24 protein-coding genes are annotated in these 26,090 nt (G+C 66.9%); 15 read left to right on the forward strand and 9 right to left on the reverse strand.

Features of this window, described 5'->3' with window-relative positions; genetic code table 11:
- Positions 1-65: 65 nt before the first annotated feature.
- Genes L2D00_10275 through L2D00_10285 form a run of 3 tightly spaced genes read left to right on the forward strand, consistent with a single transcriptional unit; the run spans position 66 to position 2,645 of the window.
- The gene (locus L2D00_10275) at positions 66-1,316 is read left to right on the forward strand and encodes a hypothetical protein (GenBank protein ID WBQ12228.1); all 1,251 of its coding nucleotides are present in this window, start codon (positions 66-68) and stop codon (positions 1,314-1,316) included.
- Positions 1,317-1,359: 43 nt separating this feature from the next.
- On the forward strand, positions 1,360-1,983 hold the full coding sequence (gene ccmA / locus L2D00_10280; GenBank protein WBQ12229.1) for a heme ABC exporter ATP-binding protein CcmA: 624 nt from the start codon (positions 1,360-1,362) through the stop codon (positions 1,981-1,983).
- Positions 1,980-2,645 carry a heme exporter protein CcmB gene (locus L2D00_10285; GenBank protein WBQ12230.1) on the forward strand — a complete coding sequence of 222 codons (666 nt, stop codon included), beginning with the start codon at positions 1,980-1,982 and terminating at the stop codon, positions 2,643-2,645. Before ccmA ends, L2D00_10285 begins: the two co-directional genes overlap by 4 nt.
- Before the next feature lie 7 nt (positions 2,646-2,652).
- Here the strand turns inward: L2D00_10285 and L2D00_10290 are convergent, their stop codons facing one another.
- Complete coding sequence (locus L2D00_10290; GenBank protein WBQ12231.1) at positions 2,653-3,087, reverse strand: hypothetical protein; 435 nt, start codon at positions 3,085-3,087, stop codon at positions 2,653-2,655.
- A 231-nt stretch (positions 3,088-3,318) separates the two neighbouring features.
- Here L2D00_10290 and L2D00_10295 point away from each other — a divergent pair, with 231 nt between their 5' ends.
- Entirely contained in the window at positions 3,319-3,636 is a 318-nt protein-coding gene (locus L2D00_10295; GenBank protein WBQ12232.1) for a hypothetical protein, read from the forward strand.
- 201 nt (positions 3,637-3,837) lie between these two features.
- Here L2D00_10295 and hutH read toward each other — a convergent pair whose 3' ends face one another.
- From hutH to hutI, 4 genes are read right to left on the reverse strand one after another with little or no spacing between them, the layout of a single operon-like run.
- Complete coding sequence (gene hutH, locus L2D00_10300; GenBank protein WBQ12233.1) at positions 3,838-5,433, reverse strand: histidine ammonia-lyase; 1,596 nt, start codon at positions 5,431-5,433, stop codon at positions 3,838-3,840.
- Entirely contained in the window at positions 5,433-7,100 is a 1,668-nt protein-coding gene (locus L2D00_10305; protein ID WBQ12234.1) for a urocanate hydratase, read from the reverse strand. Before L2D00_10305 ends, hutH begins: the two co-directional genes overlap by 1 nt.
- On the reverse strand, positions 7,097-7,825 hold the full coding sequence (locus tag L2D00_10310) for a GntR family transcriptional regulator (protein ID WBQ12235.1): 729 nt from the start codon (positions 7,823-7,825) through the stop codon (positions 7,097-7,099). The genes L2D00_10305 and L2D00_10310 overlap by 4 nt, the downstream gene beginning before the upstream one ends.
- Complete coding sequence (gene hutI, locus L2D00_10315) at positions 7,822-9,045, reverse strand: imidazolonepropionase (protein WBQ12236.1); 1,224 nt, start codon at positions 9,043-9,045, stop codon at positions 7,822-7,824. The genes L2D00_10310 and hutI overlap by 4 nt, the downstream gene beginning before the upstream one ends.
- A gap of 86 nt (positions 9,046-9,131) precedes the next feature.
- Here hutI and L2D00_10320 point away from each other — a divergent pair, with 86 nt between their 5' ends.
- On the forward strand, positions 9,132-10,049 hold the full coding sequence (locus tag L2D00_10320; protein ID WBQ12237.1) for an agmatinase family protein: 918 nt from the start codon (positions 9,132-9,134) through the stop codon (positions 10,047-10,049).
- Here L2D00_10320 and L2D00_10325 read toward each other — a convergent pair.
- Positions 10,046-10,909 (reverse strand): SDR family oxidoreductase, encoded by an 864-nt coding sequence (locus L2D00_10325; GenBank protein WBQ12238.1) that lies wholly within the window; start codon positions 10,907-10,909, stop codon positions 10,046-10,048. The genes L2D00_10320 and L2D00_10325 overlap by 4 nt on opposite strands.
- Positions 10,910-11,125: 216 nt before the next feature.
- Between L2D00_10325 and sdhC the strand changes: the two genes are divergently transcribed.
- The 10 genes from sdhC to L2D00_10375 all read left to right on the forward strand — a co-directional run bounded on the left by sdhC (position 11,126) and on the right by L2D00_10375 (position 22,611).
- The gene (gene sdhC, locus L2D00_10330) at positions 11,126-11,530 is read left to right on the forward strand and encodes a succinate dehydrogenase, cytochrome b556 subunit (protein ID WBQ12239.1); all 405 of its coding nucleotides are present in this window, start codon (positions 11,126-11,128) and stop codon (positions 11,528-11,530) included.
- The gene (gene sdhD, locus L2D00_10335; GenBank protein WBQ12240.1) at positions 11,530-11,907 is read left to right on the forward strand and encodes a succinate dehydrogenase, hydrophobic membrane anchor protein; all 378 of its coding nucleotides are present in this window, start codon (positions 11,530-11,532) and stop codon (positions 11,905-11,907) included. Before sdhC ends, sdhD begins: the two co-directional genes overlap by 1 nt.
- 13 nt (positions 11,908-11,920) lie before the next feature.
- A complete protein-coding gene (gene sdhA / locus L2D00_10340) occupies positions 11,921-13,711 on the forward strand; it encodes a succinate dehydrogenase flavoprotein subunit (protein WBQ12241.1) in 1,791 nt (596 codons plus the stop codon).
- A gap of 27 nt (positions 13,712-13,738) precedes the next feature.
- Positions 13,739-14,524 carry a succinate dehydrogenase iron-sulfur subunit gene (locus tag L2D00_10345; GenBank protein WBQ12242.1) on the forward strand — a complete coding sequence of 262 codons (786 nt, stop codon included), beginning with the start codon at positions 13,739-13,741 and terminating at the stop codon, positions 14,522-14,524.
- Positions 14,525-14,595: 71 nt separating this feature from the next.
- Entirely contained in the window at positions 14,596-15,978 is a 1,383-nt protein-coding gene (locus tag L2D00_10350; GenBank protein ID WBQ12243.1) for a cell envelope integrity protein CreD, read from the forward strand.
- Between the two features lie 60 nt (positions 15,979-16,038).
- On the forward strand, positions 16,039-18,450 hold the full coding sequence (locus L2D00_10355; protein ID WBQ12244.1) for a DNA translocase FtsK: 2,412 nt from the start codon (positions 16,039-16,041) through the stop codon (positions 18,448-18,450).
- A gap of 66 nt (positions 18,451-18,516) precedes the next feature.
- A complete protein-coding gene (locus tag L2D00_10360) occupies positions 18,517-18,840 on the forward strand; it encodes a hypothetical protein (protein WBQ12245.1) in 324 nt (107 codons plus the stop codon).
- Positions 18,841-18,921: 81 nt separating this feature from the next.
- Positions 18,922-19,863 carry an EamA family transporter RarD gene (rarD, locus tag L2D00_10365; protein WBQ12246.1) on the forward strand — a complete coding sequence of 314 codons (942 nt, stop codon included), beginning with the start codon at positions 18,922-18,924 and terminating at the stop codon, positions 19,861-19,863.
- Positions 19,860-20,834, forward strand: coding sequence for an alpha/beta hydrolase (locus L2D00_10370; protein WBQ12247.1), 975 nt, complete (start codon positions 19,860-19,862; stop codon positions 20,832-20,834). Before rarD ends, L2D00_10370 begins: the two co-directional genes overlap by 4 nt.
- Before the next feature lie 103 nt (positions 20,835-20,937).
- Entirely contained in the window at positions 20,938-22,611 is a 1,674-nt protein-coding gene (locus L2D00_10375) for an AbgT family transporter (protein WBQ12248.1), read from the forward strand.
- 82 nt (positions 22,612-22,693) lie between these two features.
- Here the strand turns inward: L2D00_10375 and metK are convergent, their stop codons facing one another.
- The 3 genes from metK to lnt form a co-directional block, all read right to left on the reverse strand.
- Positions 22,694-23,866 carry a methionine adenosyltransferase gene (gene metK, locus L2D00_10380; GenBank protein ID WBQ12249.1) on the reverse strand — a complete coding sequence of 391 codons (1,173 nt, stop codon included), beginning with the start codon at positions 23,864-23,866 and terminating at the stop codon, positions 22,694-22,696.
- Positions 23,867-23,974: 108 nt separating this feature from the next.
- A complete protein-coding gene (locus L2D00_10385) occupies positions 23,975-24,412 on the reverse strand; it encodes a helix-turn-helix domain-containing protein (GenBank protein ID WBQ12250.1) in 438 nt (145 codons plus the stop codon).
- A gap of 52 nt (positions 24,413-24,464) precedes the next feature.
- A complete protein-coding gene (lnt, locus tag L2D00_10390) occupies positions 24,465-26,048 on the reverse strand; it encodes an apolipoprotein N-acyltransferase (protein WBQ12251.1) in 1,584 nt (527 codons plus the stop codon).
- Between the last annotated feature and the right edge of the window lie 42 nt (positions 26,049-26,090).

A 26,090-nucleotide genomic window follows, 5' to 3' on the forward strand; every position in this document is an offset into this window, starting at 1 on the left:
GCAAAAAGTGCATGCACACTCCCCCGCAGCTGCGGACGGCAGCATTCGCCGGGGGAGATGCTGACATGTTGAGACTCTGTCTGATCCTTATAGCCATTGTCTTGAGCGGCTGCGCGACACGCCCGGCATCTCACAACTTTCCGGACACATCACTGCCCAACCAGCTCCTCACAGAACGCCATTATGAAATCTGGGTGGACGCTGACGGGACGCTCTTTCCAGATGGCTGGGACGCCCTGTGCGGAAGTCACCGCTCAGGTGCCTATACGCTCCATAACCGCGCGCTGTCACCGAACTACCCCGAATGCACGCCTGAACTCCTGAGTCAGACCCGTGAGCAGACCTTGTCAGAGGTCGCGCAAGCCTTCCGCGGACTCGAGATGGTCACGATCCTGATCCACGGTTTCAATCATGGGGTCAGCGCATCTCAAAATCGCGTCACCTGCGCACCCGGAGCCGAGGATGTCCCGGCCACGAGCATCCGCTGCGACTACGGACAGCGCCGGCGGGCGATTGACAGCATCATGGACGGATCAGGCCAGAGTGATCCGTCTCACGGATATATCGACTTTTTCTGGAACGGCCTCCGGGCGCAAGGCCCAACGTTCAGCATCAGGGGCCTGATCGGCACCGGAACGGCATGGACCTATGCCAGCATCAACGGCGAGCGCGCAGGCCATCTGGCGCTGCAGCCCATCCTCGCCACACTTCAGGACGCCGGGGTGCAACGTGTTCACCTCCTGGCGCACAGCCGCGGCGCAGCTGTCGCGCTGGCGGCGCTGGCAGGCGGAAAATATGTCAATGATGACATCCGCGCCCGCAATGCTTCGCTCGGCGCTCCATCTCCGTCCAGACCGCTTGCTGATACAGGGATGGAAATTATTGTCACCTCGACCGCGCCGGCGATTGGCCAGTGGCATTTTGCAGGCGGACAGGATGCATGGGTCCGCGCCAGTGACCCTGTCCGCCAACTGCCCCAATCTATCAGCAGCTATTATTCGACTATTTATTCACGCGACTTCGCTCTGCGGAAAATGGTGGGCAGCATCTTCGTTCGCCGGTTCAACAGCACCGCTTTCGGGCAGAGTTTTGATACTGCGGCAAGAGTGGCGGCCCGCATGAATGCTGACCGGGTCAACGCAACCGGGGACCCCTATTTTATCGTCATGCCGGTGGACCCGGCCCGGGGTCAATCTACCAGCAGCGGCCCGGTGCGCCGCGGGACACATGATGCGACCGACTATCTCAACACCTGCGAGGTAACGGCCAGGCTGGCCCAGATTTATAGGGCCTCCCACCAAGTTTGCCCAAACTAACCCCACTTGGCCTGCCGCCGGGGGCGGGCTATGGCTGCGGGCCATGGACCCGACCGCCCGCCCCTCCGCCCTGCCCCCGGCCCGCCTGGACGCGCGCGTCCTGCGCCTGGAGCGCGGCGGCAAGGTGCTGGTGCGTGATCTGTCACTGTCGCTGACACCGGGGCAGGCGCTGGTGCTGACCGGGCCCAATGGCGCGGGCAAGACGACGCTGCTGCGGGCGCTGGCCGGCCTGCTTCGCCCGGCCGGGGGCGAGGTCGTGCTGACGCCCGGCCCGGCAGGCTGGCTGGGTCACAGCGAGGGGCTGAAGCCTGGTGAGATTGTCAGCGACATGCTGGGCTTCTGGGCGGCGCTGGCGGGCGCGGGACCAGACGAGATCGAGGCCGCGTCGCGGGCCATGGCGCTGGGTCATCTGGGACGGCGGCCCTGCGGGGCGCTGTCGGCGGGGCAGAAACGGCGGGCGGGTCTCGCCCGGCTGGCGCTGTCGGGCCGCGCTGTCTGGCTGATGGATGAACCGGCCGCGCCGCTGGACGCGGCGGGGCGCGAGCGGCTGGCGCGGCTGGTGGCGGCCCATCGCGCGCGCGGCGGCATTGTCGTGGCGGCAACCCACGCCGATCTGGGCTGGCCGGATGTGGAGCGTCTGGATCTGGGTCTGGAGGCGGCGGCATGAGCGCGCGCGCCCTGTTCGTGCGCGAATGGCGCCTGGCGTTTGCCGGCGGCGGCGGACCGGCGGGACCGGCGGCGTTCAATCTGGCCGCCCTGGCGCTGGCGCCGCTGGCCATTGGTCCCGACACCGCCACGCTGGCCGCCGCCGGGCCGGGCGTGATCACGTTTGCGGCGCTGCTGGCGAGCCTGCAGGGTGCCGAGCGCATGTTCGGCGATGACGCGGGCGACGGCACGCTGGAGCTCTACGCCCTGTCCGGCCTCAGCCTGTCCATGGCCGCCCTGATCAAGGCGCTGGCCTTCACGCTCGCCGTGTTCTGGCCGGCGCCCCTGCTGGCGGCGCTGGGCGGGCTCGCCTACGGGCTGACTTTAGAAGCGGCGCTGGTGCTGGCCGCTGGCATTGCGCTGGCTGCGCCGGGCCTTGTGTTCATCGCGGCGTTCGCCGGCGCGCTGGCCGCGGGGCTGCGGCGCGCGGGCCTCCTGATCGCGCTGATCGCTGCGCCCCTGCAGGCGCCGCTTCTGGTGTTCGCCGCGGGGGCCGCGCGCGCGGCCATGGACGGCACGGATCTGGCCGGCCCCAATCTCATGCTGGCGCTCGCCGCCAGCCTGATCGCAGGTGTTCTGGCGCCGCTGGGCGCCGGGGCGGCGCTCCGGGCGCGGCTGGACTAAAGGCCGATCAGGCGTCAGGCGCCGCGTCTTCCAGCGCCCGCTGGTGGCGGATGAAATCATCGCCGCAGGTGAGACGGCGCGCGATCGCAGAGCCTGGATCGATCACCCGCCAGAACGGCGTGATGGCAGCCGTCTCGGCCCCCTCGGCCAGATCGGTCAGTGCAGCTTCGGCCACCACGCGCAGATAGATGGCGGTGGTCACCGGACAGGTGGCCTGCGCCTTGTAGCGCCGCGCCAGCTCATTGCGCAGGCGCGGCACCGAGCGGGTCTCGCCCGGCGGGATGGCGGCGACATAACCGGCAATAATCTCCGGCGTGGCGATGAACATCACCGTACCCGCTTTCACCCCGCCAAAGTCGGCATGCAAAGTGACAGTCTTCGCAGGCTTGGCGCAGCGCAGGCGCTTGCGCCAGTCGGTGGGTTTGCGGGCTTTTGTGGTCATCGTGTGTTCCAGGGTGGCCGCGCAGCGCGCCGGGGTCAGGACGCAAGCCTCGCCGAGGCTTTGACCGGACGCAATAAGCCCCTATGAAAATCGCGTTGCGGCAGGGGTTTGCGGGAATCTCGCCGCGCGAAACCGGCTCGCCCATTCCAAGCAGTGCAAGAATTTGTTAACCATACGCTCACGCCGCGGCGCATGACGCGCCGCGCGGATACACAGTCAGGGGATACCGCCATGCTTTCCACCATGATCGCCGCTTTCATGCTCGCCACCGCCAATCCGGCGGCGGAGGCGCTCACCCAGAACGCCCTTCAGGTCGATACCGGCACGGTGACCTATATCGTCTTCTTCGAGGCTGACGGCAGCTACACCACCAGCGTCGGCTCGGGCGGCACGTGGGAAATCAATGAGGACGGCGAGTTCTGCGTCTCCAGCGCCGCGGGCAATGCCAACTGCCAGCCGCTGATGGAAGACGTCGCAGTCGGCGACACCTGGCAAGGCGAGAACGCTGCGGGCGAGCCGGTGACGTTCACGCTGATCGCGCGGGAGTAGGGTCGTCGCTAGCGCTGGGAACAAAGTCCGCCGGCCGATCCGTCGGGTTTGTTCACCCCCATGCGGGGTCAGACAGGCGAGGCGGCGTGAAACAATGACCCGCGCCCCCTCACCTCTATCCTCTCCCCCATGGTCATGGGGGAGAGGGGGCTTCAAGCGCCAAGCTTGCGCCTGTGCGCCAGGAGCCAGGCGTTTCCTGTTTTATTTCAACGTCAAAGCCTCCTCTCCCCCATTTATGGGGGAGAGGGTAGGGTGCGGTGCCGGGCCCTGGAGCCGCCACTCCGCCGCTTCACCAAGCCCGCCGTCCAGCACCGCCTGCGTCAACGCGGCCAGATCGGTGGCCATGTAGCGGTCCACATCCAGATGCGCGGCGCGGGCGCGGATGGCGGCGTGGAGGGATTCCAGCGGCGCGCTGGCGGTCAGGGGGCGGCGGAAGTCCAGCCCTTGCGCCGCGCACAGCAATTCCACCGCGATGATGGAGGCGGCGTTGCGCGCCACCTGGCCCGCCTTGCGCGCAGCGCCGGTGGCCATGGAGACATGGTCTTCCTGATTGGCGGAGGTGGGCACGGAGTCGACACTGGCGGGGAAGGCCAGCGAGCGGTTTTCCGCCACCAGGGCGGCGGCGGTCACCTGGGCGATCATGAAGCCGGAATTGAGCCCGCCATCGCGCACCAGAAAGGCCGGCAACCCGCTCATCTTGGGGTCCACGAGGACCGCCGTGCGCCGCTCGCTCAGCGAGCCGATCTCGCACAGGGCCATGGTGATCTGGTCGGCGGCGAAGGCCACCGGCTCGGCGTGGAAATTGCCGCCCGATATGGCTTCGTCCGTATCGGGAAAGATCACCGGATTATCGTTGACGGCGTTGGCCTCGATCTCAAGTGTGCGCGCGCTCTGGGTCAGCAGGTCCAGCGCCGCGCCCATGACCTGGGGCTGGCAGCGGAAGGAATACGGGTCCTGCACCCGGTCACAGGCGGCGTGGGCACCCTTGATGTTCCCGCCCGCCAGCGAGGCGCGCAGGCGGCTTGCGATGGCGATCTGCCCCGGCTGGCCGCGCACGGCGTGCAGGCGCACCTCGAACGGGGCGTGGGAGCCCATCAGCGCCTCCACTGACATCGCGCCTGCGCCAAGCGCCGCGCCCATGACCCGCTCGGCGACGAACAGCGCGTCCAGCGCCAGGGCGGTGCTGGCCTCGGTGCCATTGATGAGGGCCAGGCCCTCTTTCGGCCCCAGAATGAGTGCCTCCAGCCCGGCGCGCGCCAGCGCGTCTCCGCCTGGCAGGGTCTCGCCGTCACACGCCGCTTCCCCCTCGCCGATGAGCGCGCAGGCCAGATGCGCCAGCGGTGCCAGGTCGCCCGAAGCGCCGACCGAGCCCTGCGCCGGGATCACCGGCAGACAGTCCCTGGCCACAAGGGCCAGCAATTGATCGATCACGGCGCGGCGCACGCCGGAATGACCGCGCGCCAGGCTGACGGCTTTGAGCGCGATCATCAGACGCACGACAGGCGTTTCCAGCGCCGGACCGACGCCGCAGGCATGGGACAGGATGAGATTGCGCTGCAGGGTTTCCAGCTTGTCATCGCCGATACGGGTCTGGGCCAGAAGGCCGAAGCCTGTATTCACGCCATAGACCGTGCGCCCGCTCTGCACGATGCGGCGCACGCTCGCCGCGGCCGCCTCCACGCCCGGCCAGGCGGAGGCGTCGATATCAAACGCGGCGCCGGCATGGATGGCGCGCAGATCAGCCAGCGTGACCGCGCCGGGTGTGAGGATAACGGGTTCGGGTGAGGCGGGCGGCATCAGCGCGGCTCCATCATGGGCAGGTCCAGGCCTTGCTCGCGGGCGCAGGCCCTGGCGATCTCGTATCCGGCATCGGCGTGGCGCATGACGCCGGTGGCCGGATCATTCCACAACACCCGCTCCAGCCGGCGCGCAGCCTCAGGCGTGCCGTCGGCCACGATCACCATGCCGGCATGCTGGGAATAGCCCATGCCGACCCCGCCGCCATGGTGGAGGGAGACCCAGCTGGCCCCCGATGCGGTATTGACCAGCGCATTGAGGAGCGGCCAGTCGGACACGGCGTCCGATCCGTCCATCATCGCCTCGGTCTCCCGGTTGGGGCTGGCCACCGATCCCGAATCGAGATGGTCGCGGCCGATCACGACGGGGGCTTTCAGCGCGCCCGAGGCCACCATCTCGTTGAAGGCGAGGCCCAGACGGTGACGCTGCCCCAGACCCACCCAGCAGATGCGCGCGGGCAGGCCCTGAAACGCAATCCGCTTCGCGGCCATGTCGAGCCATTGATGCAGGCGCCGGTCGTCCGGAATCAGCTCCTTCACCTTCGCGTCGGTGGCGGCAATGTCGGCCGGGTCACCTGACAGTGCCGCCCAACGGAACGGGCCGACGCCGCGGCAGAAAAGCGGGCGGATATAGGCGGGCACAAAGCCGGGGAAGCAGAACGCATCGGCAAAGCCCGCGTCGTGGGCCATCTGGCGGATATTATTGCCGTAATCCACCGTCGGGATGCCGGACTTGGCAAACGCCGCCATGGCCTCGACCTGGGTGCGCATGGAGGCGCGGGCTGCGTCGGCCACGGATTCGGGATCACGCGCAGCGGTGTCACGCCACTGGGCCAGCGTCCACCCGGCGGGCAGATAGCCGTTGACCGGATCATGGGCCGAGGTCTGGTCGGTGACGAGGTCAGGACGCACGCCGCGCCTGACCAGTTCAGGGAAGATATCGGCGGCATTGCCCTCGACGGCGACAGACTTGGCTTCGCCCTTCGCGGTCCAGTCCGCAATGCGCGCCAGCGCGTCATCGAGATTGTCCGCTGCCTCGTCCACATATCGGGTGCGCAGGCGGAAGGCGATGCGGTCGGGGTCGCACTCCACAGCGAGGCATGACGCCCCCGCCATCACCGCGGCCAGCGGCTGGGCACCGCCCATGCCGCCAAGCCCTGCGGTCAATATCCAGCGGCCGGTCAGGTCGCCGCCATAATGCTGGCGCCCGGCCTCGGCGAAGGTTTCGTACGTCCCCTGAACAATCCCTTGTGAGCCGATATAGATCCACGAGCCCGCGGTCATCTGGCCGTACATCATCAGCCCCTTGCGGTCGAGCTCGCGGAAATGCTCCCAATTGGCCCAGCGCGGCACCAGGTTGGAGTTGGCGATCAGCACGCGCGGCGCATCTTCATGGGTGCGCACCACGCCCACCGGCTTGCCCGACTGGACCAGCAGCGTCTCGTCCGGCTCCAGCCGCTCCAGCGTGGCGACAATGGCGTCATAGGAGGCCCAGTCGCGTGCCGCCTTGCCGATACCGCCATAGACCACCAAATCCTCGGGGCGCTCGGCCACGTCGGGATGCAGATTATTCATCAGCATACGGATCGCAGCTTCGGCGGCCCAGGTCTTCGCCGTGCGTTCCGGCCCGGTGCGCGGGCGGATGTCGCGGATATTGGTGCGGGTCATGGCAGATCTCCCTCGGACGGGCGGGCGGGATGGCCGGTCAGCTCATAGCGTTCGCCGGCATAGGTCAGGCGGGCCGCCGACGCGACGCGCCCCGCCGACCAGGTGCGCCGGCGGATTTCCAGACAGGCTGCGCCCGGCGGCAAGGACAGCTGGCGCGCCAGGACCGGTCCGGCATTGATGGCGCGCACAGTGTGCTCAATGTCCTGCAGCGGCGCGGCGCGGGTCAGGAAGGCGTAGGTGGTGGTGCGCGCGAAATCGGCCTCGGCGGCACCTTTGGCCAGCGCCGGATCAATCAGCCGGTCCTCGATCAGCAACGGCTCCTCGCCCCGCAAATGCCGGATCACCACGCGCAAGAGTTTCAAGCCCGGATCGGCGGCGAACAGGGAGGCCGCGCGGGCGCTGGCGCTGATGGTGGCGTGGCTGAGCACCTGCATGCTGTGGGGCGCATTCCCGCCGGCCAGCTCCTCGGCAATGTCGCGCAGGGCCAGCAGGGCACCCGCGGCGCGCGGCGGGGCCACATAGCTGCCCGATCCGGCGCGCCGGGTGATGATCCCCTCGTCGCGCAGCTCGTTCAGCGCCCGGTTGGCCGTCATGCGCGCTACACCCAGCGCCCGCACCAGTTCGGGCTCGGACGGCGCGCGTTCACCCGGTTTGAGCGCGCCCGAGGCGATGAGGTCGAGCACGTGCCGCTTGACCTGCTGATAGAGCGGGGCGGAGGCTTTCATGGCTGCAGCGCCTCGCCCGCCAGGATCAGCCGCTCCGGACCGGGAAGACCGATCCAGTAGGCGATGGCGGCCGGCTGCGGCACGTCCCAGACGGCGATGTCGGCGGCGAGGCCTTCGCGCAGCATGCCGCACTCGTGATCCACGCCCATGGCGGCCGCACCGTGCCGTGTCATGCCCGCCAGCGCTTCGGCCGGCGTCAGGCCGAACAGGGTGCAGCCCATATTCATGGCCAGCGGCGCCGATACCAGCGGCGAAGAGCCGGGATTGAGATCGGTGGCGAGGGCGATGGGGATGTTCAGCTCGCGCAGGAGGTCCATGGGCGGCAGGCGCGTTTCCTTCAGCGCATAAAAGGCGCCAGGCAGCAGCACGGCCACGGTCCCGGCATCGGCCATGGCGCGGGCGCTGTCTTCAGACAGGTATTCCAGATGGTCCGCTGACAGCGCGCGATGATGCGCGGCCAGCGCCGCGCCGCCCTGATCGGACAATTGCTCCGCATGGAGACGGACCGGCAGACCCAGCGCAATCGCGGCCTCCAGCATGGTGTTGGTCTCTTGCAGCGTGAAGCCGATCGTGTCGCAGAACGCATCCACGGCATCGACCAGGCCTTCGGCGTGGAGGGCGGGCAGCACCTCGTCCGCCATGAGGCGCACATAATCGGCGCGGCGGTCCTCATACTCCGGGGGGATGGCGTGGAGGCCCAGAAACGTCCGCCGCAGCCGGACCCCGGCGCGCCGGGCGGCCTCACCCGCCGCCAGCAGCATGGCGCGTTCGGTGTTGAGGTCCAGGCCATAGCCCGACTTGATCTCCACACTGCCCACGCCGCTGCGCATGAGCAGGCGGATGCGCGCTTCAGCCGTCTGCACCAGCATCTTCAGGCTGGCGGCGCGCGTCGCGGCGACGGTTGAACGTATGCCGCCGCCGGCGCGGGCGATCTCTTCATAGCTCGCCCCGGACAGGCGCTGCTCAAACTCGCCCGAGCGGTCGCCGGCAAACACCAGATGGGTGTGGCAATCGACCAGGGCCGGCGTGATCCAGCGTCCATCGAGATCCACGCGGGCGGCGCCTTCGGCCCGCTCCGCAGGCAAGTCCGCTTCGGGCCCGATCCAGGCGATGCGGCCGTTTTCAGCCAGTACGCAGGCATCCTCGATCGCGCCCCAGACGCCCGGCAGGGCCGGGTCCAGGGTGGCGGCGTGGCAGGCGTGAAACAGGGTGCGGGACATGGGGACCAACTTGTCTATACAGCTTCATCCTGCTACAAACGGATACGAGAATCCACCCCGTCACGCCCACCCGTTCGGAGGCTGTCATGAGCGCGCCAAACCCGGTTTCGGAGTGCCGCTCCTGGCGGTCGGCGGCGGACCTGCTGGGCGATCATCCAGGCGCGCGCGCCGCCCTTCTGGGCGCGCCCCTGGCCGAGGGCTCGCTGACGCCGGGGCGCTGCGATCTGGCGCCGGGCATCATTCGCGAGACGCTCAAACGCTTTTCCACCTACGATCTGGAGACCGGCCTCGGGCTTGACGGGCTGAGCGTACACGATGCGGGCGATGTCGCGCTCAAATGCGTCAGGCCTGCGGATGCGTTTGTGCCGGTGCGCGACGCGGCCGCCGCGCTGACGGCGCGCCATGAACTGGTGATCCTCCTGGGCGGCAATAACGCGGTCACCCGTCCCGGCGTGCACGCGCTGGGCGATCTGTCGCGCACCGGCCTCATCACGCTGGATGCGCATTTCGATCTGCGAGACACCGATTGCGGGCTGCTCAACGGCAATCCGGTGCGCGCTTTGCTCGAAGACGGGCTGGCAGGGGCGAACATCACCCAGATCGGGCTCGCCCCCTTCGCCAATACGCGGCGCATGCATGATGTAGCGCGCGAGGCCGGGATCCGCGTTCACACCCTGGCCGATGTGCGCGCACGCGGCATTGAGGCGGTGGTGAGTGAGGCGCTGGAGCGGCTGTCGGCGCGCTGCGATGTCATCGCAGCCGATTTCGACATCGACGTGATTGACCGCGCCCAGTGCCCCGGCGCGCCCGGTGCACGGCCCGGCGGCCTGCCGGTACAGGATTTCTTCACCGCCGCCCGCCGGATCGCCGTCCACCCCAAGGTGAAGCTCGTCGACCTCACCGAGTTCGACCCGTCGCTGGACGTGTCCTCGATCACCGCACTGACCGCCGGACGCTGGGTGTGCGAGATTCTGGCGGGCCTGTCCGTGCGCCCTGGCGCCTAGAGCTTGTCGGGCGTCAGTCCCAGGCGGCCTGAGATCATCTTGTCGGTCATGCGGCCGGGCAAAACGCCGAGCAGCCACTGGGTGAAGGGGTCGGGCGTCAGCACGGTGTTGAGCTTGGGTTTGGCGTCAGTCAGGGCGCGGAAAATCGCCTCGGCCACCACGTCCGGCTCCAGCCCGTCGCGGCCACGCTTGAGCATATAGAACAGGATGCGCGCCACAGCCGGGGCATAGTCGGTATGCTCGTATTGCGCCGGGTCCATCTGTTCGGCCTTGTCCCAGATCGGGGTCCGAATCGGGCCGGGATTGATGGCGACCACGTCCACGCCATAGAGCATGAGCTCGCGGCGCAGGCTCTGGGTGAAGGCCTCCATGGCGTGCTTGGAGCAGGCATAGGGTGCCATCAGGGGCGCGGCATTGAACCCCGCCACGGATGAGATATTGACAATGCGGCCCCTGGGGCCGGCATGACCGCGCACTGCGCCCAGCATCGGCGCGAACACCTGCGTGACGCGCAGCTGGCCGGTGACATTGATGTCGAGCTGGGTGGTCATCTCCTCCACCGGCAGGTGCAGGAGCGGACCGGCCACCGCCACCCCGGCATTATTCACCAGCCCCGACAGAGGCGCGCCTGCAAGCGCCGCGCGCACCGTCTCTCCGGCCGCGCGGCAACTCTCCATATCGGTGACGTCGATCATCACCGGCGTCACCGCCTCGCCCAGCGTCTCGCTCAGGCGCCGGGCATCGGTCTCTTTGCGCACCCCGGCAAAGACCCGCCAGCCTTTGCCCGCCAGATACTCCGCCGCCGCATACCCGATCCCGGTGGACGCCCCGGTTATGGCAACGCTGTTCGGTCCGCTCATGAGCGATTCCCCCTGATGTGTGCGCCAGACAGTGGCGCGGTGTGGGGCGGGTGGTCAATCGGGGGGTGGCGGAGGGTGGGGCGAGCATTTGGCGTTCTTATGCAGCGCCGATGCGTTGACCTGAAGGCCGCGCGGAGTAATGTCACGCGCGAGTTCCGACCCCGTGTGCGCTGCGCCGTCCGGCGCATCGCTGCACCAAGCTGATCGAGGGCCCGCATGGCCAAACCTTCCGCCGCCAACCGGCCTCTCTCCCCTCATGTTTCGATCTGGCGCTGGCATGCCACCATGGCGTCTTCGATCGCGCACCGCATGAGCGGGGTGGTCAATTATCTTGGCGCGGTGCTGGTCACGGTGTGGCTTGCCGCCCTGGCCGGCGGGCCGGAGGCGTACAGCGTTGTCGAGGCGCTGATGGCCGGACCGCTGGGCATGCTGGTGATCCTGGCCCTGATCGGCTTCACCCTGTCGCTCACCTACCACATGCTCAACGGCATCCGGCATCTGGCCTGGGACATGGGCCGTGGCTTTGACCCCAAGGGCTCCAATCGGCGCTCCATCCTGATTTTTGCCGGCGCGGCGGTGATCACGGCCGCGATCTGGGTTCTGGCCGGAGGGCTTGTCTGATGGGTGATCTGCGCACGCCGCTCTCGCGCGCCAAGGGTCTGGGCGCTGCCAAGTCCGGGTCTGGTCATTTCATCGCCCAGCGCGTGTCCGCCGTGGCGCTGATCGTGCTGATCCCGGTCTTTGTATGGATGATCGCGCGCCTGCCTGACCTGAACTACGACGCTGCGCGCACCCTTTTCGCCAGCCCGCTGGGCGCGCTTGTGGTGCTGCTGACGCTGACAGCGGCATTTTATCACATGCGCCTGGGTCTCCAGGTGGTGATCGAGGACTATATCGAAGCCCCTGTCACCCGCGCCGGCCTGTTGATCCTCAACACGCTTTTCACCGCAGGCCTGTGGCTGACAGCGCTTTATTCGATCCTTGTGATCGCGGCATAGGAGTCGCCTGTCCATGACTGGCTATAAGTGGATTGACCATACGTATGACGTTGTTGTCGTGGGCGCGGGCGGGTCGGGCCTGCGCGCGGCGCTGGGCGCGGCCCAGGCCGGGCTGAAAACGGCGTGCATCTCCAAGGTCTTCCCTACGCGCTCGCACACCGTGGCCGCCCAGGGCGGTATTTCGGCGAGCCTTGGCAATATGGGCCAGGACGACTGGCGCTGGCACATGTACGACACCGTGAAGGGGTCGGACTGGCTGGGCGACCAGGATGCCATTGAATATCTCTGCCGCGAGGCACCCGCCGCCGTGTACGAGCTGGAGCACTGGGGCGTGCCCTTCTCGCGCACGGAGGACGGCAAGATCTATCAGCGCGCCTTTGGCGGCATGACGCGCAATTATGGCGAAGGCCCGGTGCAGCGCACCTGCGCGGCCGCCGACCGGACCGGTCACGCCATTCTGCACACGCTCTACGGCCAGTCCCTGCGCCACTCGACCGAGTTCTTCATCGAGTATTTCGCGCTGGACCTGATCATGGATGATGACGGTGCCTGCCGCGGCGTCACAGCCTGGAAGCTGGATGACGGCACGCTGCACCGCTTCCGCGCCCAGAAGACGATCCTGGCCACGGGCGGCTATGGCCGCGCCTATTTCTCCGCCACCTCGGCGCATACCTGCACCGGGGACGGCAACGCCATGGTGCTGCGCGCCGGCCTGCCGCTGCAGGACATGGAGTTTGTCCAGTTCCACCCCACCGGCATTTACGGCGCGGGCTGCCTGATCACTGAAGGTGCGCGAGGCGAAGGCGGGTATCTCACGAACTCCGAAGGCGAGCGCTTCATGGAGCGCTACGCCCCCAACGCCAAGGATCTGGCCAGCCGCGATGTGGTCAGCCGGTCCATGACCATGGAAATTCGCGACGGGCGCGGGGTCGGTCCGAACAAGGACCATATCTTCCTGCACCTCGATCACCTGGACCCGAAAATCCTGCACGAGCGCCTGCCGGGCATTTCGGAAAGCGCCAAGGTGTTCGCGGGCGTGGACGTGACCCGCGCGCCGATCCCGGTTCTGCCCACCGTGCACTACAATATGGGCGGCATCCCGACCAATTATCACGGCGAGGTTCTGACCAAGGCCCATGGCGATCCCGATACAGTGGTGCCGGGCCTGATGGCGGTGGGCGAGGCAGCTTGCGTCTCGGTGCACGGGGCCAATCGTCTGGGCTCCAACTCGCTCATTGATCTGGTGGTGTTCGGCCGCGCGGCGGGCCTGCGCTGCGGTGCAACGGTCGAGGCCGGTGCCCGCCAGCCCGACCTGCTGGCGAAGGCGGGTGAGGACACGCTGGCGCGCTTTGACCGCCTGCGCCACGCCCATGGCGATACGCCGACCGCGTCCCTGCGCCTCGACATGCAGCGGGCCATGCAGGAAAACTGCGCCGTGTTCCGCACCCAGGAAGTTCTGGACGAGGGCGTCGCGCGCATCGCGCAGGTGCATCAGGGCGCAGCCGATATCCGTATCTCCGACCGCTCGATGATCTGGAATACAGATCTGGTCGAGGCGCTGGAGTTCGACAATCTGGTCGCCCAGGCCGCCGTGACGGTGGGATCGGCCGCTGCGCGCACCGAAAGCCGCGGTGCACACGCGCGCGAGGACTATCCCGACCGCGACGATGCGAAGTGGATGAAGCACACGCTCGCCTGGTTTGACGATGCCACCGGCAAGGTGTCACTGGGCGACCGCCCGGTGCACGAATACACCTTGTCCAACGACATCGCCTATATCGAGCCGAAAGCTCGGGTCTACTAGACCGCTCGCAAACAGGACACGACACTGATGGTCCAGCTCACCCTGCCGCAGAACTCGAAAGTCAAAAAGGGCAAGACCTGGCCCAAGCCGGAAGGCTCGGACGCCAAGGCGCTGCGCGAGTTCAAGGTCTACCGCTATGACCCGGACCTGGGCGAGAATCCGCGCTGGGACACGTATTACGTGGATACGTCCAAATGCGGCCCGATGATTCTGGACGCGCTGTTCTTCATCAAGAACGAGATCGATTCCTCCCTCGCCTTCCGGCGCTCCTGCCGGGAGGGGATTTGCGGCTCGTGCTCGATGAATATCGCCGGGCGCAATACCATTGCCTGTACCAAGGGCATTGACGAGCATGACGGCGTGATCTCCATCGCGCCGCTGCCACACCAGCCTGTGATCAAGGATCTGGTGCCCGACCTCACCCATTTCTTCGCCCAGCTGACCAGCATCCAGCCCTGGCTGAAAACCGAAACGCCCACACCCCAGGGCGAATGGCGCCAGAGCCCTGAAGACCGCGAGAAGCTGGACGGGCTTTATGAGTGCATTTTGTGCGCCTGCTGCAGCACCGCCTGCCCGTCCTACTGGTGGAATTCGGAAAAATATCTGGGGCCGGCCGCGCTGCTGCAGGCCTATCGCTGGATCGCCGACAGCCGCGACGAAGCCACGGGCGAGCGCTTGGACGAACTGGAAGACCCGTTCAAGCTCTATCGCTGCCACACCATCATGAACTGCGCCCAGGTCTGCCCCAAGAGTCTGAACCCGGCCAAGGCCATCGGCCACATCAAGGAATTGATGGTCGAACGCCAGACCTGACCGGAGCTGCCTTCATTTTTCCCCATTCGGTGCGCCAGATGCGCATCTCACCGGACAGGGGATGATGACAGATGACTGCAACCGCCACGCTGGGCCGTTCGCTGGGGCTAAAACTCTTGCTGGTCGGCGCCCTCGTGCTGGCGCTGGGCATTCCGTTGGGGATGGTCAATATCCTGGCATGGGAGCGCGAGAACCGGGCCCAGAGCGTCGCCGTTGAAGTGGGTGCCTCGGTGGGCGGGGAGCAGACCGTACGCGGTCCCTTCCTCGCCGTTCCCGTCGACACGCCCCGGGTGACCGAGACCGGCAGCGGCGAGACGCTGGTGCGGCGCGAAACCATCGACCGGCAGCTGATCATCATCTCGCCCGACCGGCTGGACGTCTCCGCCAGCCTGGAAACCACCACGCTTCGCCGCGCGATCTATACCGTTCCGGTCTATCGCGCAGTGATCTCGCTTGATGGCGAGTTTGACCTTACAGGCGTGGCCGCGCTGGCGCCCACGGGCGGGACCATCGCGTGGAACGAAGCACGCCTGCTGGCCACGGTGGGCGATCTGCGCGGGATCAGCGAGGATTTCCAGGCTGAGGTCAACACGCAGGACGGCCGGCTGAGCTTCGAGCCGGGCCTTCCCTTGCGCAGCACGAATGTGAATACGGCATTTTCCGGCGAGGGCATCGGCTCCAACGCGGTGAGCGCGGCGCTGACCGGGCTGGGCGAAGGCACGCGCATGACGCTGGAGGGCCGGCTGGTCATGACCGGGGCGCGATCCTTTGGCGTGCAGCCGTCAGGGCGCGAGACACGGGCGCGCCTGACCGGCGACTGGCCGCATCCCGGCTTCACCGGTGCCTATCTGCCGTCCGAGCGGGTGATCAGCGACAGTGGTTTTGAAGCCGACTGGCTGGTGCCCTATCTGGCGCGCGGCTTTCCCGCCCGCTGGATTGAAGGCCAGGGCCACAGCCTCAATCTGGCGCGCGACGCAGTGATGACGGTCAATCTGGTCAACCCGGGCGACGGCTATGCACGCGTCGGGCGCTCGCTGAAATACGCCTTTTTCTTTGTCGGCTTCACACTTTTGATGTTCTTCCTCATCGAATCCAGCAGCGCCCAGCGCCTGCACGCGGCCCAATACATCCTGATCGGGCTGGCCCAGGTGGTGTTCTATCTCCTCTTGCTGGCGCTGAGTGAGCATGCAGAGATCGGCGTGGCGTTCGCCAGCGCGTCAGCGGCGACTGTCGCCCTGACCGCGCTCTATGCGTGGACGGCGTTCAGGAACAATGCGCGCGGCATGCTCACCTTCGCGGCCCTGACGGTCAGTTATATTGTCCAGTTCCTGCTGGTGCTGGTGGAGGATTATGCCCTGCTCATCGGATCGGGCCTGGCGTTCATTGCGGTGGCCGCGACCATGTATGTGACCCGCAAGGTGGACTGGTATGGCGGAGTGGACAGCAAAGCCTGAACCGCATCCGGTTAGCCTTGCGTTTACCTTGCGGGAAGACTCCCCTGCGATCATGCAGCGATGACCGCACCGGGCCGCTTTCCATCGCCTGAAACCACGCCCGCCACGCCCCCTCCGGGCTGGTGGGCGCAGGCGCGTGCGCGGGTGCTGGGCGGCGCGCTGACCGTGCTGGGCGCGGGCGCGCTGATGGCAGTACTGAGCCATGATCCGCTGGATCCCAGCGTCAATGCCGCGACCGGGCGGGCCGTGGCCAATTGGCTGGGCACGCCGGGGGCGTCGGCGGCGGACCTGTTATTGCAGGCATTGGGGTGGGCGGGCGCGGCAGCGGCACTGGGACTGCTGGCCTGGGGCCTGATCCTGATAGTGCGCGGCGCGCGCGGACGCCCGGCCATGCTGGGCTGGCTGCGCCTGATGGCCGGGCTTGCCGGCGTCACGGGATTTGCGCTGGCGGCGGCGGCTTTGCCCATGCCGGCCAACTGGCCGTTTGCGGCCGGTCTGGGCGGCCTCCTGGGCGACCATGCCCTGTCAGGACTGGCCGGGTTGATCGCTCTGACCGGCGTGCCGGGCGCAGCGTTCGGCGCAGCGGGCCTGGGCCTGGCACTGGCCGTGGCGGGTCTGTTTTTCTGTTTCGGGCTGACCATGCGCGACATCGCAGCGGCGAGCGACCGGGCGGTCCTGGCGTGGGCGACGGTGCGGGTCTGGGCCGACCAGCTGATCGGGGCGGCACCGCGTCCCTGGCGGCGGGACCGCGATGCGGGCAGCCACCCCGCGCCCGATGGCCGGGCCGAGACCGCGCCCGGCTTCCTGCAGCCGGGCCGCACGGCCCCTGCGGGCCTGCGCGCCAATCCCAAAGCCGAGCCGCAGGCCGATACCGGGCCCATCGTGAAGATCGCGCCCCGGCGGCGCACCAAGGCGTCCGACCGGGAGGTGCGCGAAGCCCAGGGCGCGCTGGCGTTTGCCGAGACCGGCGGGTTTGACCTGCCGCGCCTCGATCTTCTGTCGCCGTCCCAGGCGCGAGCCAATATCGCCGATCCGGCAGCGCTGGCACAGAACGCTGAATTGCTGTCGGGCGTGCTGACCGATTTCTCCGTGAAGGGCGAGATCACCGCCGTGCGCCCTGGCCCGGTGGTGACGCTGTACGAGCTGGAGCCTGCGCCCGGTGTGAAGACCAGCCGGGTGATCAATGTGGCCGACGATATCGCGCGGTCCATGGCGGCCCAGGCCTGCCGCATCGCCGTGGTGCCGGGGCGCAACGCCATCGGCATCGAACTGCCCAATCAGCACCGCGAGACAGTGTATCTGCGCGCGCTTCTGGCCTCCAAAGGCTTTGAAGATGCCAAGGCCGAGCTGCCGCTGGCGCTGGGCGAAACCATTGGCGGGGAGCCCTATACGGCTGATCTGGCGCGCATGCCGCATCTCTTGATCGCGGGCACCACCGGTTCTGGCAAATCGGTGGGCATCAACGCCATGATCCTGTCGCTGCTCTACCGGCTGACGCCGGACCAGTGCCGGATGATCATGATTGATCCCAAAATGCTGGAACTGTCCGTCTATGACGGCATTCCCCACCTGCTCAGCCCCGTGGTCACCGACCCCAAGAAGGCGCTGGCCGCGCTGAAATGGACCGTGCGCGAAATGGAGTCGCGCTATCTGAAAATGTCCAAGGTCGGCGTGCGCAATATGAAGGGCTTCAACGACCGCGCCGCCGAGGCGCGCGCCGCCGGAGAGATGCTGTCGCGCACCGTGCAGACCGGATTTGACCGGGAGACCGGCGAGCCGGTCTACGAGACCGAGACCATCCCGGCCGATGCCATGCCCTATATCGTGGTGGTCATCGACGAGATGGCCGATCTGATGATGGTGGCGGGCAAGGAGATCGAGGGCGCGGTGCAGCGCCTGGCCCAGATGGCGCGCGCGGCGGGCATCCACCTGATCATGGCGACCCAGCGCCCGTCGGTGGATGTGATCACCGGCACGATCAAGGCCAACTTCCCGACCCGCATTTCCTATCAGGTCACCTCGCGCATCGATTCGCGCACTATCCTCAATGAACAGGGCGCCGAGCAGCTGCTGGGCCAGGGCGATCTTCTGTTCATGGCCGGCGGCGGCCGCATCCGCCGCCTGCACGGGCCGTTCGTGTCCGATCAGGAAGTCGAGCAGGTGGCGGCCTGGCTCAAGGCCCAGGGCGCGCCGGACTATCTTGATGCGGTCACCGAAGAGATCGACGAGGAGGGCGGCGCGGGCGATCTGTTCGGCGGCGGCGAAGGCTCCGGCGATGATCTGTTCGATCAGGCCGTGGCCGTGGTGGCGCGCGACCGCAAGGCCTCGACCAGCTATATCCAGCGCCGCCTGCAGATCGGCTATAACCGGGCCGCGTCTCTGGTGGAGCGCATGGAGGACGAGGGCATGATCGGTCCGGCCGACCATGCCGGCAAGCGCGAGATCTTCCTGCCCGAACGCGAAGGCGTGTGAGGCGGCTGAACCGCCGGGGTCTCCCGCGCGTATACTTGCCAGGCAGACAAGAGTGGAGCTTTCCCCATGACCCTGGTGCGTATCCTGAGCCTTCTTGGCGGGCTGATCCTGCTGGGTGCCATTGTCTGGGCGGTGATGACCGCCGGACAGTCGCTCACCGAGGCGATCGCATGGCTGATTTCCGGGCCGTGGGGCGTAGTGAGCCTCATTGATCTCTATCTGGGCTTTTTCTTCATCGGCGTGCTGATCTGGCTTCTGGAGCCCAGCAAAAAGATCGCGCTCCTGTTCATCCTGCCCCTGCCGTTTCTGGGCAATGTGTGGGCGGCGGTGTGGATGGCCTGGCGTCTCGCCCATGTGATCCGCGCGCGGGGAACGCAGCCCGCGCAATAACGCTGCGCGTGGCGGCCATCCGCACAGCCCCGGCGCACATTCCGGAATGACAGGGCGGGCGCACAGGTTTAACCGGGCGCCATGCGCACGCCCCGCCCTCCTTCGCAGCAGCCTGCAGCGCCTGACCCGTCCGGTCGGCTGGACCCGGCGCGGGCGGGTATGGCGGCCCTGGCCAGCTATGCGGTCTGGGGCCTGTCGCCGATTTTCTACAAGATGCTGGCCTTCGCCAGCGCGGCCGAGATCGTGCTGCACCGCGCGATATGGTCCGTCCCGGCCTTGCTGGCCCTGTTATGGATGGCACGCCGCATGGGTCCGGCGCTGGCGGTGCTCAAGGACCGGCGCGCGCTTCTCCTCCTGACCTTCACCGCCCTGGTCATCGGGTCCAACTGGTGGCTGTTCATTTTCGCCGTCAATTCCGGGCGCGTGCTGGAAGTCTCGCTGGGCTATTTCATCAATCCTTTGATGAATGTGGCCGTGGGCGTGTTCATCGCCCATGAGCGCTTCGGGCGGTGGCGGGCGGTGGCGGTGGGGCTGGCCGCGCTGGGCGTCGCCAACCAGATCATCACCGTGGGCGAGCTGCCCCTCATCGGGCTGGCGCTGGCCGGGACGTTCACCGTCTATGGCTATGTGCGCAAGACCATCGCCATAGACGGGCGTATCGGCCTGTTCTGGGAGACCGCGATCCTGGCCGTGCCGTCCTTTGTGGCGCTGATCTTCGTGGAGATCGGCTCGGGCGGGAGTTTCTTCACCGGACCGCAGGCGGCGCTCCTGCTGATCCTCACCGGACCCATGACCGTGGCGCCGCTCCTGCTGTTCGTGCTGGGCGCGCGCGGGGTGAGCTTCGCCACGCTGGGGCTTCTCCAGTTTCTGGCGCCGACGCTGCAATTCATTGTCGGCCTGGCCTATGGCGAGGTTTTCACCATGGGCCATCTCATCACCTTCGTGCTGATCTGGTCGGGGCTGGCCGTATTTGCCATCGATCTCCTACACTCCCACCGCAAAGCCGCGAACGGAACGCCATGACCACCGCCCTTCCTGCCATGCCCCCCGCCCGCCGCGTGCGCGCGGGCGATATCACCCTCAGCGTCCATGAGGCAGGGCCGCAGGATGGACTGCCAGTGCTCCTGCTGCATGGCTGGCCGGATCTGGCCCTGGGCTGGGCGCCCCAGATCGCAGCCCTGAGCGGGGCAGGTTACCGGGTGATCGCGCCGGATTTACGAGGATTTGGCGCATCCGACGCACCGCACGAGATTGAAGCCTACGGCATCGACGTCATGTGCGCCGATATCGAGAATCTGCTCGATGCCCTGGGGATCGAGCGGGCTGTGATCGCCGGGCATGACTGGGGCGGGATCATCCTGTGGCAGGCCGCCTGCCTCATCCCGCACCGGTTTCTCGGCGCCATTGGCGTCAACACGCCCCATCTGCCGCGCAGCTCCACCCCGCCGCTGGACGTGTTCCGCGAGCAGGGGGGTGAGGAGCACTATATCGTGCGCTTCCAGGACGAGGCGGCGGATACGCTGTTCACGGGCCGCGAGGAGGATTTCTTTGCTTTCAGCTTTGGCGCGCCGCCGCCCAGTGGCGATCTCACCAGGCTACCCGCCTCCATCACCCATCTGCCCCGGCGCTTTGACGCCTTCGTGGCGCGCGGCGGGCTGAAATCGGAAGATGATTGCGTGGTGGGCCCAGAGATGCGCGCGCAGTACGCGGAGGCCTATCGCCGGTCGGGGTTTCGCGGCGGGCTCAATCTCTACCGTAATTTCAACGCCAACTGGGAACGCATGGGCGGGGTGGATCACCGCCTGTCCATGCCCTGCCTGATGATCTCGGCCGAGTGCGACTTCATGCTGCCGCCCAGGCTCACCGCCTGGATGCCGGCGCTGTGCCGTGATCTCGAACGCCATGTCATCGAGGATATCGGCCACTGGACCATGGCCGAGGCGCCGGACGCCCTCAACGCGCTGATGCTGGACTGGCTCACGCGCCGGTTCTGACAGCTCGCCCGCAAGCGGTCTTGCCGGGCTGGACCCCCTGCGCGCCCCGTGCAAGGTTGGGTGCCTCCCCTTTATCCCAGCCACAGCAGGACGAGCGGCCGAATTGACAGATCAGCCCAATCCCCAGAGCGAACCTGACCGCAAGCGCGGCCTCTTCACCCGCTTCCTCGATTCGGTGGAGTGGCTGGGCAATCTCCTGCCCCATCCGGTGACGCTGTTTGCGATTCTCGCCGGTTTGATGATCCTGGCCTCGGGCCTGTTCGGCGGCCTGCTGGAGGTGGCGGTGGAGGATCCGCGCCCCGAGGGCGCGCGCGGCCGGGCCGATGACGGCATGATCCGCGCGGTCAGCCTGATGAATGAGGACGGGTTCCGGCGCATCTTTACGAGCCTGACCACCAATTTCACCAGCTTTGCGCCGCTGGGCGTCGTGCTGGTGGCGATGCTGGGCGTGGGCGTAGCGGAGAAATCGGGCCTGTTGTCGGCCGCCGTGCGCTCCATCGTACTGGGTGCCAACAAGCATACCGTCACAGTGGCCGTGGTGTTCGCCGGCGTCCTCTCCAACACGGCGTCGGAGATGGGCTATGTGGTGCTGGTGCCGCTGGCGGGCGCGGTGTTTTACGCGCTGGGCCGCCACCCGCTGGCGGGCATGGCGGCGGCGTTCGCAGGCGTCTCAGGCGGCTATAGCGCGAACCTCCTGATCGGCACCATCGACCCGCTGCTGGCGGGGATCACCACCGAAGCCGCCCAGCTGATCGACCCGGACTATGTCGTGTCGGCGCCGGCCAACTGGTATTTCATGGTGGTCTCCACCTTCCTGATCACGATCATCGGCTCGCTGGTCACCATCTTCATCGTCGAGCCCAAGCTGGGCCCCTATGATACCAGCCACGCCGACCCGGCCGTGCTCGACGGCAAGATGATGCAACCTGTCTCCGGCCAGGAGACGAAGGGCCTCATGTGGGCAGGTCTGGCGTCGCTGGGCGTGTTTGCGGCCATGGCCTGGACGCTGATGGGAGATGAGCTGGCGCTGACCTTGCCGTTTATCGGCACGCTGTTCTCGGTGACCGTTCCCGACTGGCTGCCGGGCTGGGGCAGCTTGCGCAATCCCGAAACGGGCTCCATCTTCGAGCAGGCGCCGTTCTTTACCGGGTTCGTGACCTGGATTTTCCTGTTCTTCCTCATCGTCGGCTTCACCTATGGACGCGCCGCCGGGACGATGAAGAACGACCGCGATGTGATTGACGGCATGGCCTCGGCCATCTCCACGCTCGGCCTCTATATCGTGCTGGTCTTCTTCGCGGCGCAGTTCGTAGCGTTCTTCAACTGGTCCAATTTGGGCGCCATCACCGCAGTCACCGGGGCACAGTTCCTCATCGATACCGGCCTGACAGGACCGGCCATCTTCGTCGGCTTCATCATATTGTGCGGGTTTGTGAACCTGATGCTGGGCTCTGCCAGCGCGCAATGGGCGGTGACCGCGCCGATTTTCGTGCCCATGCTGATGCTGGTGGGCTATTCGCCCGAAGTGATCCAGGCCGCCTACCGGATCGGGGATTCATCGACCAATATCATCACGCCGATGATGAGCTATTTCGGGCTGATCCTGGCGTGGATGACGCGCTATGACAAAAAACTCGGCATCGGCACCGTGATCGCGATGATGCTGCCCTACTCGATGATCTTCCTGGTCACCTGGACGGCGCTGTTCTTCTTGTGGACCTTCGCTCTGGGCCTGCCCGTGGGGCCGGGCGCGCCGACCTATTATCCGGCGGGCTGAACATGACAGCGCCGCCCGGCCATGCCGGGCGGCGCTGGACGCTTGAAACGGACGCGCCGGACAGGGCGCGCTAGTCAGATCATCAGGCCAGGGATTTAAGCTGTTCGGCCAGGTCGGTTCTCTCCCAGGAGAAGCCGCCATCAGCGTCCGGCGTGCGGCCGAAATGGCCATAAGCGGACGTGCGGGCATAGATCGCCCGGTTCAGGCCCAGATGGGTGCGGATGCCGCGCGGCGACAGATTGACCATCTCCGGCAGGCGCTTTTCCAGCACCGCTTCATCGATCTCGCCCGTGCCGTGCAGGTCGACATAGACCGAGAGCGGCTTGGCCACGCCGATGGCGTAGGAGAGCTGGATGGTGCATTTCCTGGCCAGGCCCGAGGCCACGACATTCTTGGCCAGATAGCGCGAGACATAGGCCGCCGAGCGGTCCACCTTCGTGGGGTCTTTACCCGAAAATGCGCCGCCGCCATGGGGGGCCGCGCCGCCATAGGTGTCCACGATGATCTTGCGGCCGGTCAGGCCGGCATCACCATCGGGTCCGCCAATGACAAACTTCCCGGTCGGATTGACGTAGAACTCGTCCTCTTCGGGGAACCAGCCCTCGGGAAGTACCTGCTGGACGATCGGGCGCACCAGCGCGCGCACGGTATCGAGCGACACGCCCTCTTTGTGCTGGGTGGACACCACCACGCTGGTCACCGCCACCGGGCGGCCGTTCTCATAGCGCAGCGTGACCTGGGACTTGGCGTCGGGCTCGAACTCCGGGCGCTCGCCCGACTTGCGCAGCCGCGCCATCTCTTTCAGGATTTTGTGTGAATAGCTGATCGGGGCCGGCATCAGCTCCGGGGTCTCGTCGCAGGCAAAGCCGAACATGATTCCCTGGTCGCCGGCACCTTCTTCCTTGTAGGCGCCCGCGCCCTCGTCAACGCCCTGGGCGATGTCGGCAGACTGTTCGTGCAGATAATTGGCGAACTGGGCGGTCTCCCAGTGGAAGCCATCCTGCTCATAGCCGATGTCGCGCACAGCAGCCCGCACGGCGGCCTCAATCTCCTCGCTGGAGATATCCGACGCGCAGCGGGTTTCGCCGGCCAGCACGATGCGGTTGGTGGTGGTCAGCGTTTCACATGCCACCCGCGCAACAGGGTCACGCGACAGGAACAGGTCGACGACCGTATCGGAGATACGGTCGCACACCTTGTCCGGGTGACCTTCGGAAACGCTTTCGCTGGTGAAGAGATAGGAAGTTCGGGCCACGCAGGATGCTCCATATAAAGATCGCTTTATATGGAGCGCTTAAAGCCTATCCCTGACGCAATTGCAAGCCGGTCAGAAGCGCCAGGCCGTCACCGGCGCGGCCGGGGCTCACGCCTCGTCGGCCTGGGCAGCGGCGGCTTCGGCTTCTTCGGCGGCCAGCGTGCGCACCAGTTCCAGAATCCGGCGGCGCACCTTGCCGTCCTTGATGCGCGCAAACGCCTGGGCCAGGGCCACACCATCGGCCGACTGGATGAAATCATCCACGATCGGGGTCTGGTCACCTTCCGAGAAGCCCGGCTGGGCAGCCGCTTCGGACACACCGTCATAGAAAAAGGACACCGGCACATCGAGCACCCGCGCCATCAGCCAGAGGCGCCCGGCACCGACGCGGTTGGTCCCGCGCTCATACTTCTGGATCTGCTGGAAAGTCACGCCCAGCTCATCGCCCAGTTTTTCCTGGCTCATGTTCAGAAGCTGGCGGCGCAGGCGCACGCGCGAGCCAACGTGACGGTCAACGGAATTCGGGCCACGGGGATTGACGCTCATGGTGGGCTTTTCCTGTCTTCGGCGGCGGACCGTGTGATCCAGCGGCCCTCAATCATACGCTGCAATGCGACTTTCGTGTGTCGAACCTTCGGCGAAACATTAACCAAGCAACGCCGCTATTCAGCACAAGGAGAATCAAAAAGGCGACGCCCCACAGGCCCCCTCCGTAGAGGGCGTAAGGGGTCTCGTCCAGTCTCTCAAGCAACACTACGTCAATAAAAGCTTCCGCATCAACTGCCAGAGCGTGCTCGATACGACCATAGGGGTCAATCTGTCCCGACACGCCGTTTGAAGCCGCCCGCACGAGCGGCAAGCCTTCTTCCAATGCCCGGTACTGCGCCTGGTTGAGATGCTGGCGCGGCCCGGCGGACGAACCATACCACGAATCATTGGAGATATTCACCAGCCAATGGGGCCGGTCATCCCCGCGCGGTGCGAAGCGCGGGAAGATCACCTCATAACAGATCAGCGGCGCGACAGGGCCCAGCCCGGCCAGCTGCAAGGTGCGGGCCGCCTCGCCGGGCGAATAGAAGGGGGCCATGGTGGACAGGGTTTCGAAGCCGACAAGCCGGGTCAGCGATGCCAGCGGATTACCTTCGCCGAATGGCACCAGGCGCACCTTGTCATAGGTCGCCTCGACCCGCATCCAGCCGGACTCCATGCGCAGGGCGGCCAGGGCGTTGTAGTACCGGTCCGGGGCACCATCCTCGCCGCGCCGGGCGCGTGCCGTGCCCGCCATAAGCAGCGCGCCGTCGGGCAGGGCCCGGCGTATATCGCCCATCAGATCGGGTTCATTGAGCAGGAAGGCCGGGACCGCGCCTTCAGGCCAGACGATGGCCGACACATCCTCCAAACCCGGGGCTGCCGACAGGACCAGATAGCGCTGCAATATCTCCCGGCGAACGGCATGGGTCTTGTCGCGCTGGTCGAGATCGATCTGCACCACCCGCACCGTCTGTCCGGTCGCGAGCATGTGCGCGTCAGACAGGCGCATCGCACCCCATCCCCAGGCACCCGCCAGCAGGGCGAAGCCCAGCGTCAGCGGCAGGGCGCGCGCCAGAACCGGTCCGCGCCCGGCGAGGGCTGCGGGCGCGGCAAACGCGAACAAGACCAGCGCCGACAGGCCCGCCGCGCCGATCACGCTGGCGATCTGGCTGACCGCCCCGCCGGCGGCGAACACATGGCCGGGCAGATTCCACGGAAAGCCGGTGAGCACCGTCGAACGTGCCAGTTCCACGACCATGAAAGCACCGGCAAACACGGTGATGCGGTGTGCACCGCGCGGCGCGATACGGGCATAGACTGCGCCGGCTGCGCCCCAGAACAGGGCCAGGCCGGCGGGCAACAGGATCAGCGGTGCCCAGATCAGCCAGAGATAGTCTTCCGCCTGTACCAGAAAGGCATTGGCCACCCACCAGGTGCCGGCCAGAAACTGGCCTGCACCAAATGACCAGGCGCGCGCAAAGCCGGCCTTGACCGGCGTACGCGTGCGCCGCGCCCCGTCCAGCGCCCAGACCAGAGCGCAATAGGCCGCGATCAAAGCGGGCTGGATATGGAAGGGCGCATGGGCCAGCACGCCAAAAGCGCCCGCAATGAACAGTGCGGCGTAAAGCTGAAGTCCGCGCAGGGCGCGCAAGCGCGCGCGCAACCGCCTCAGGGGCGCGCGCGGCAGCGCACC

It is taken from the genome of Hyphomonadaceae bacterium BL14 (assembly GCA_027627705.1).
In the GTDB taxonomy this organism is placed as follows: domain Bacteria; phylum Pseudomonadota; class Alphaproteobacteria; order Caulobacterales; family Maricaulaceae; genus Oceanicaulis.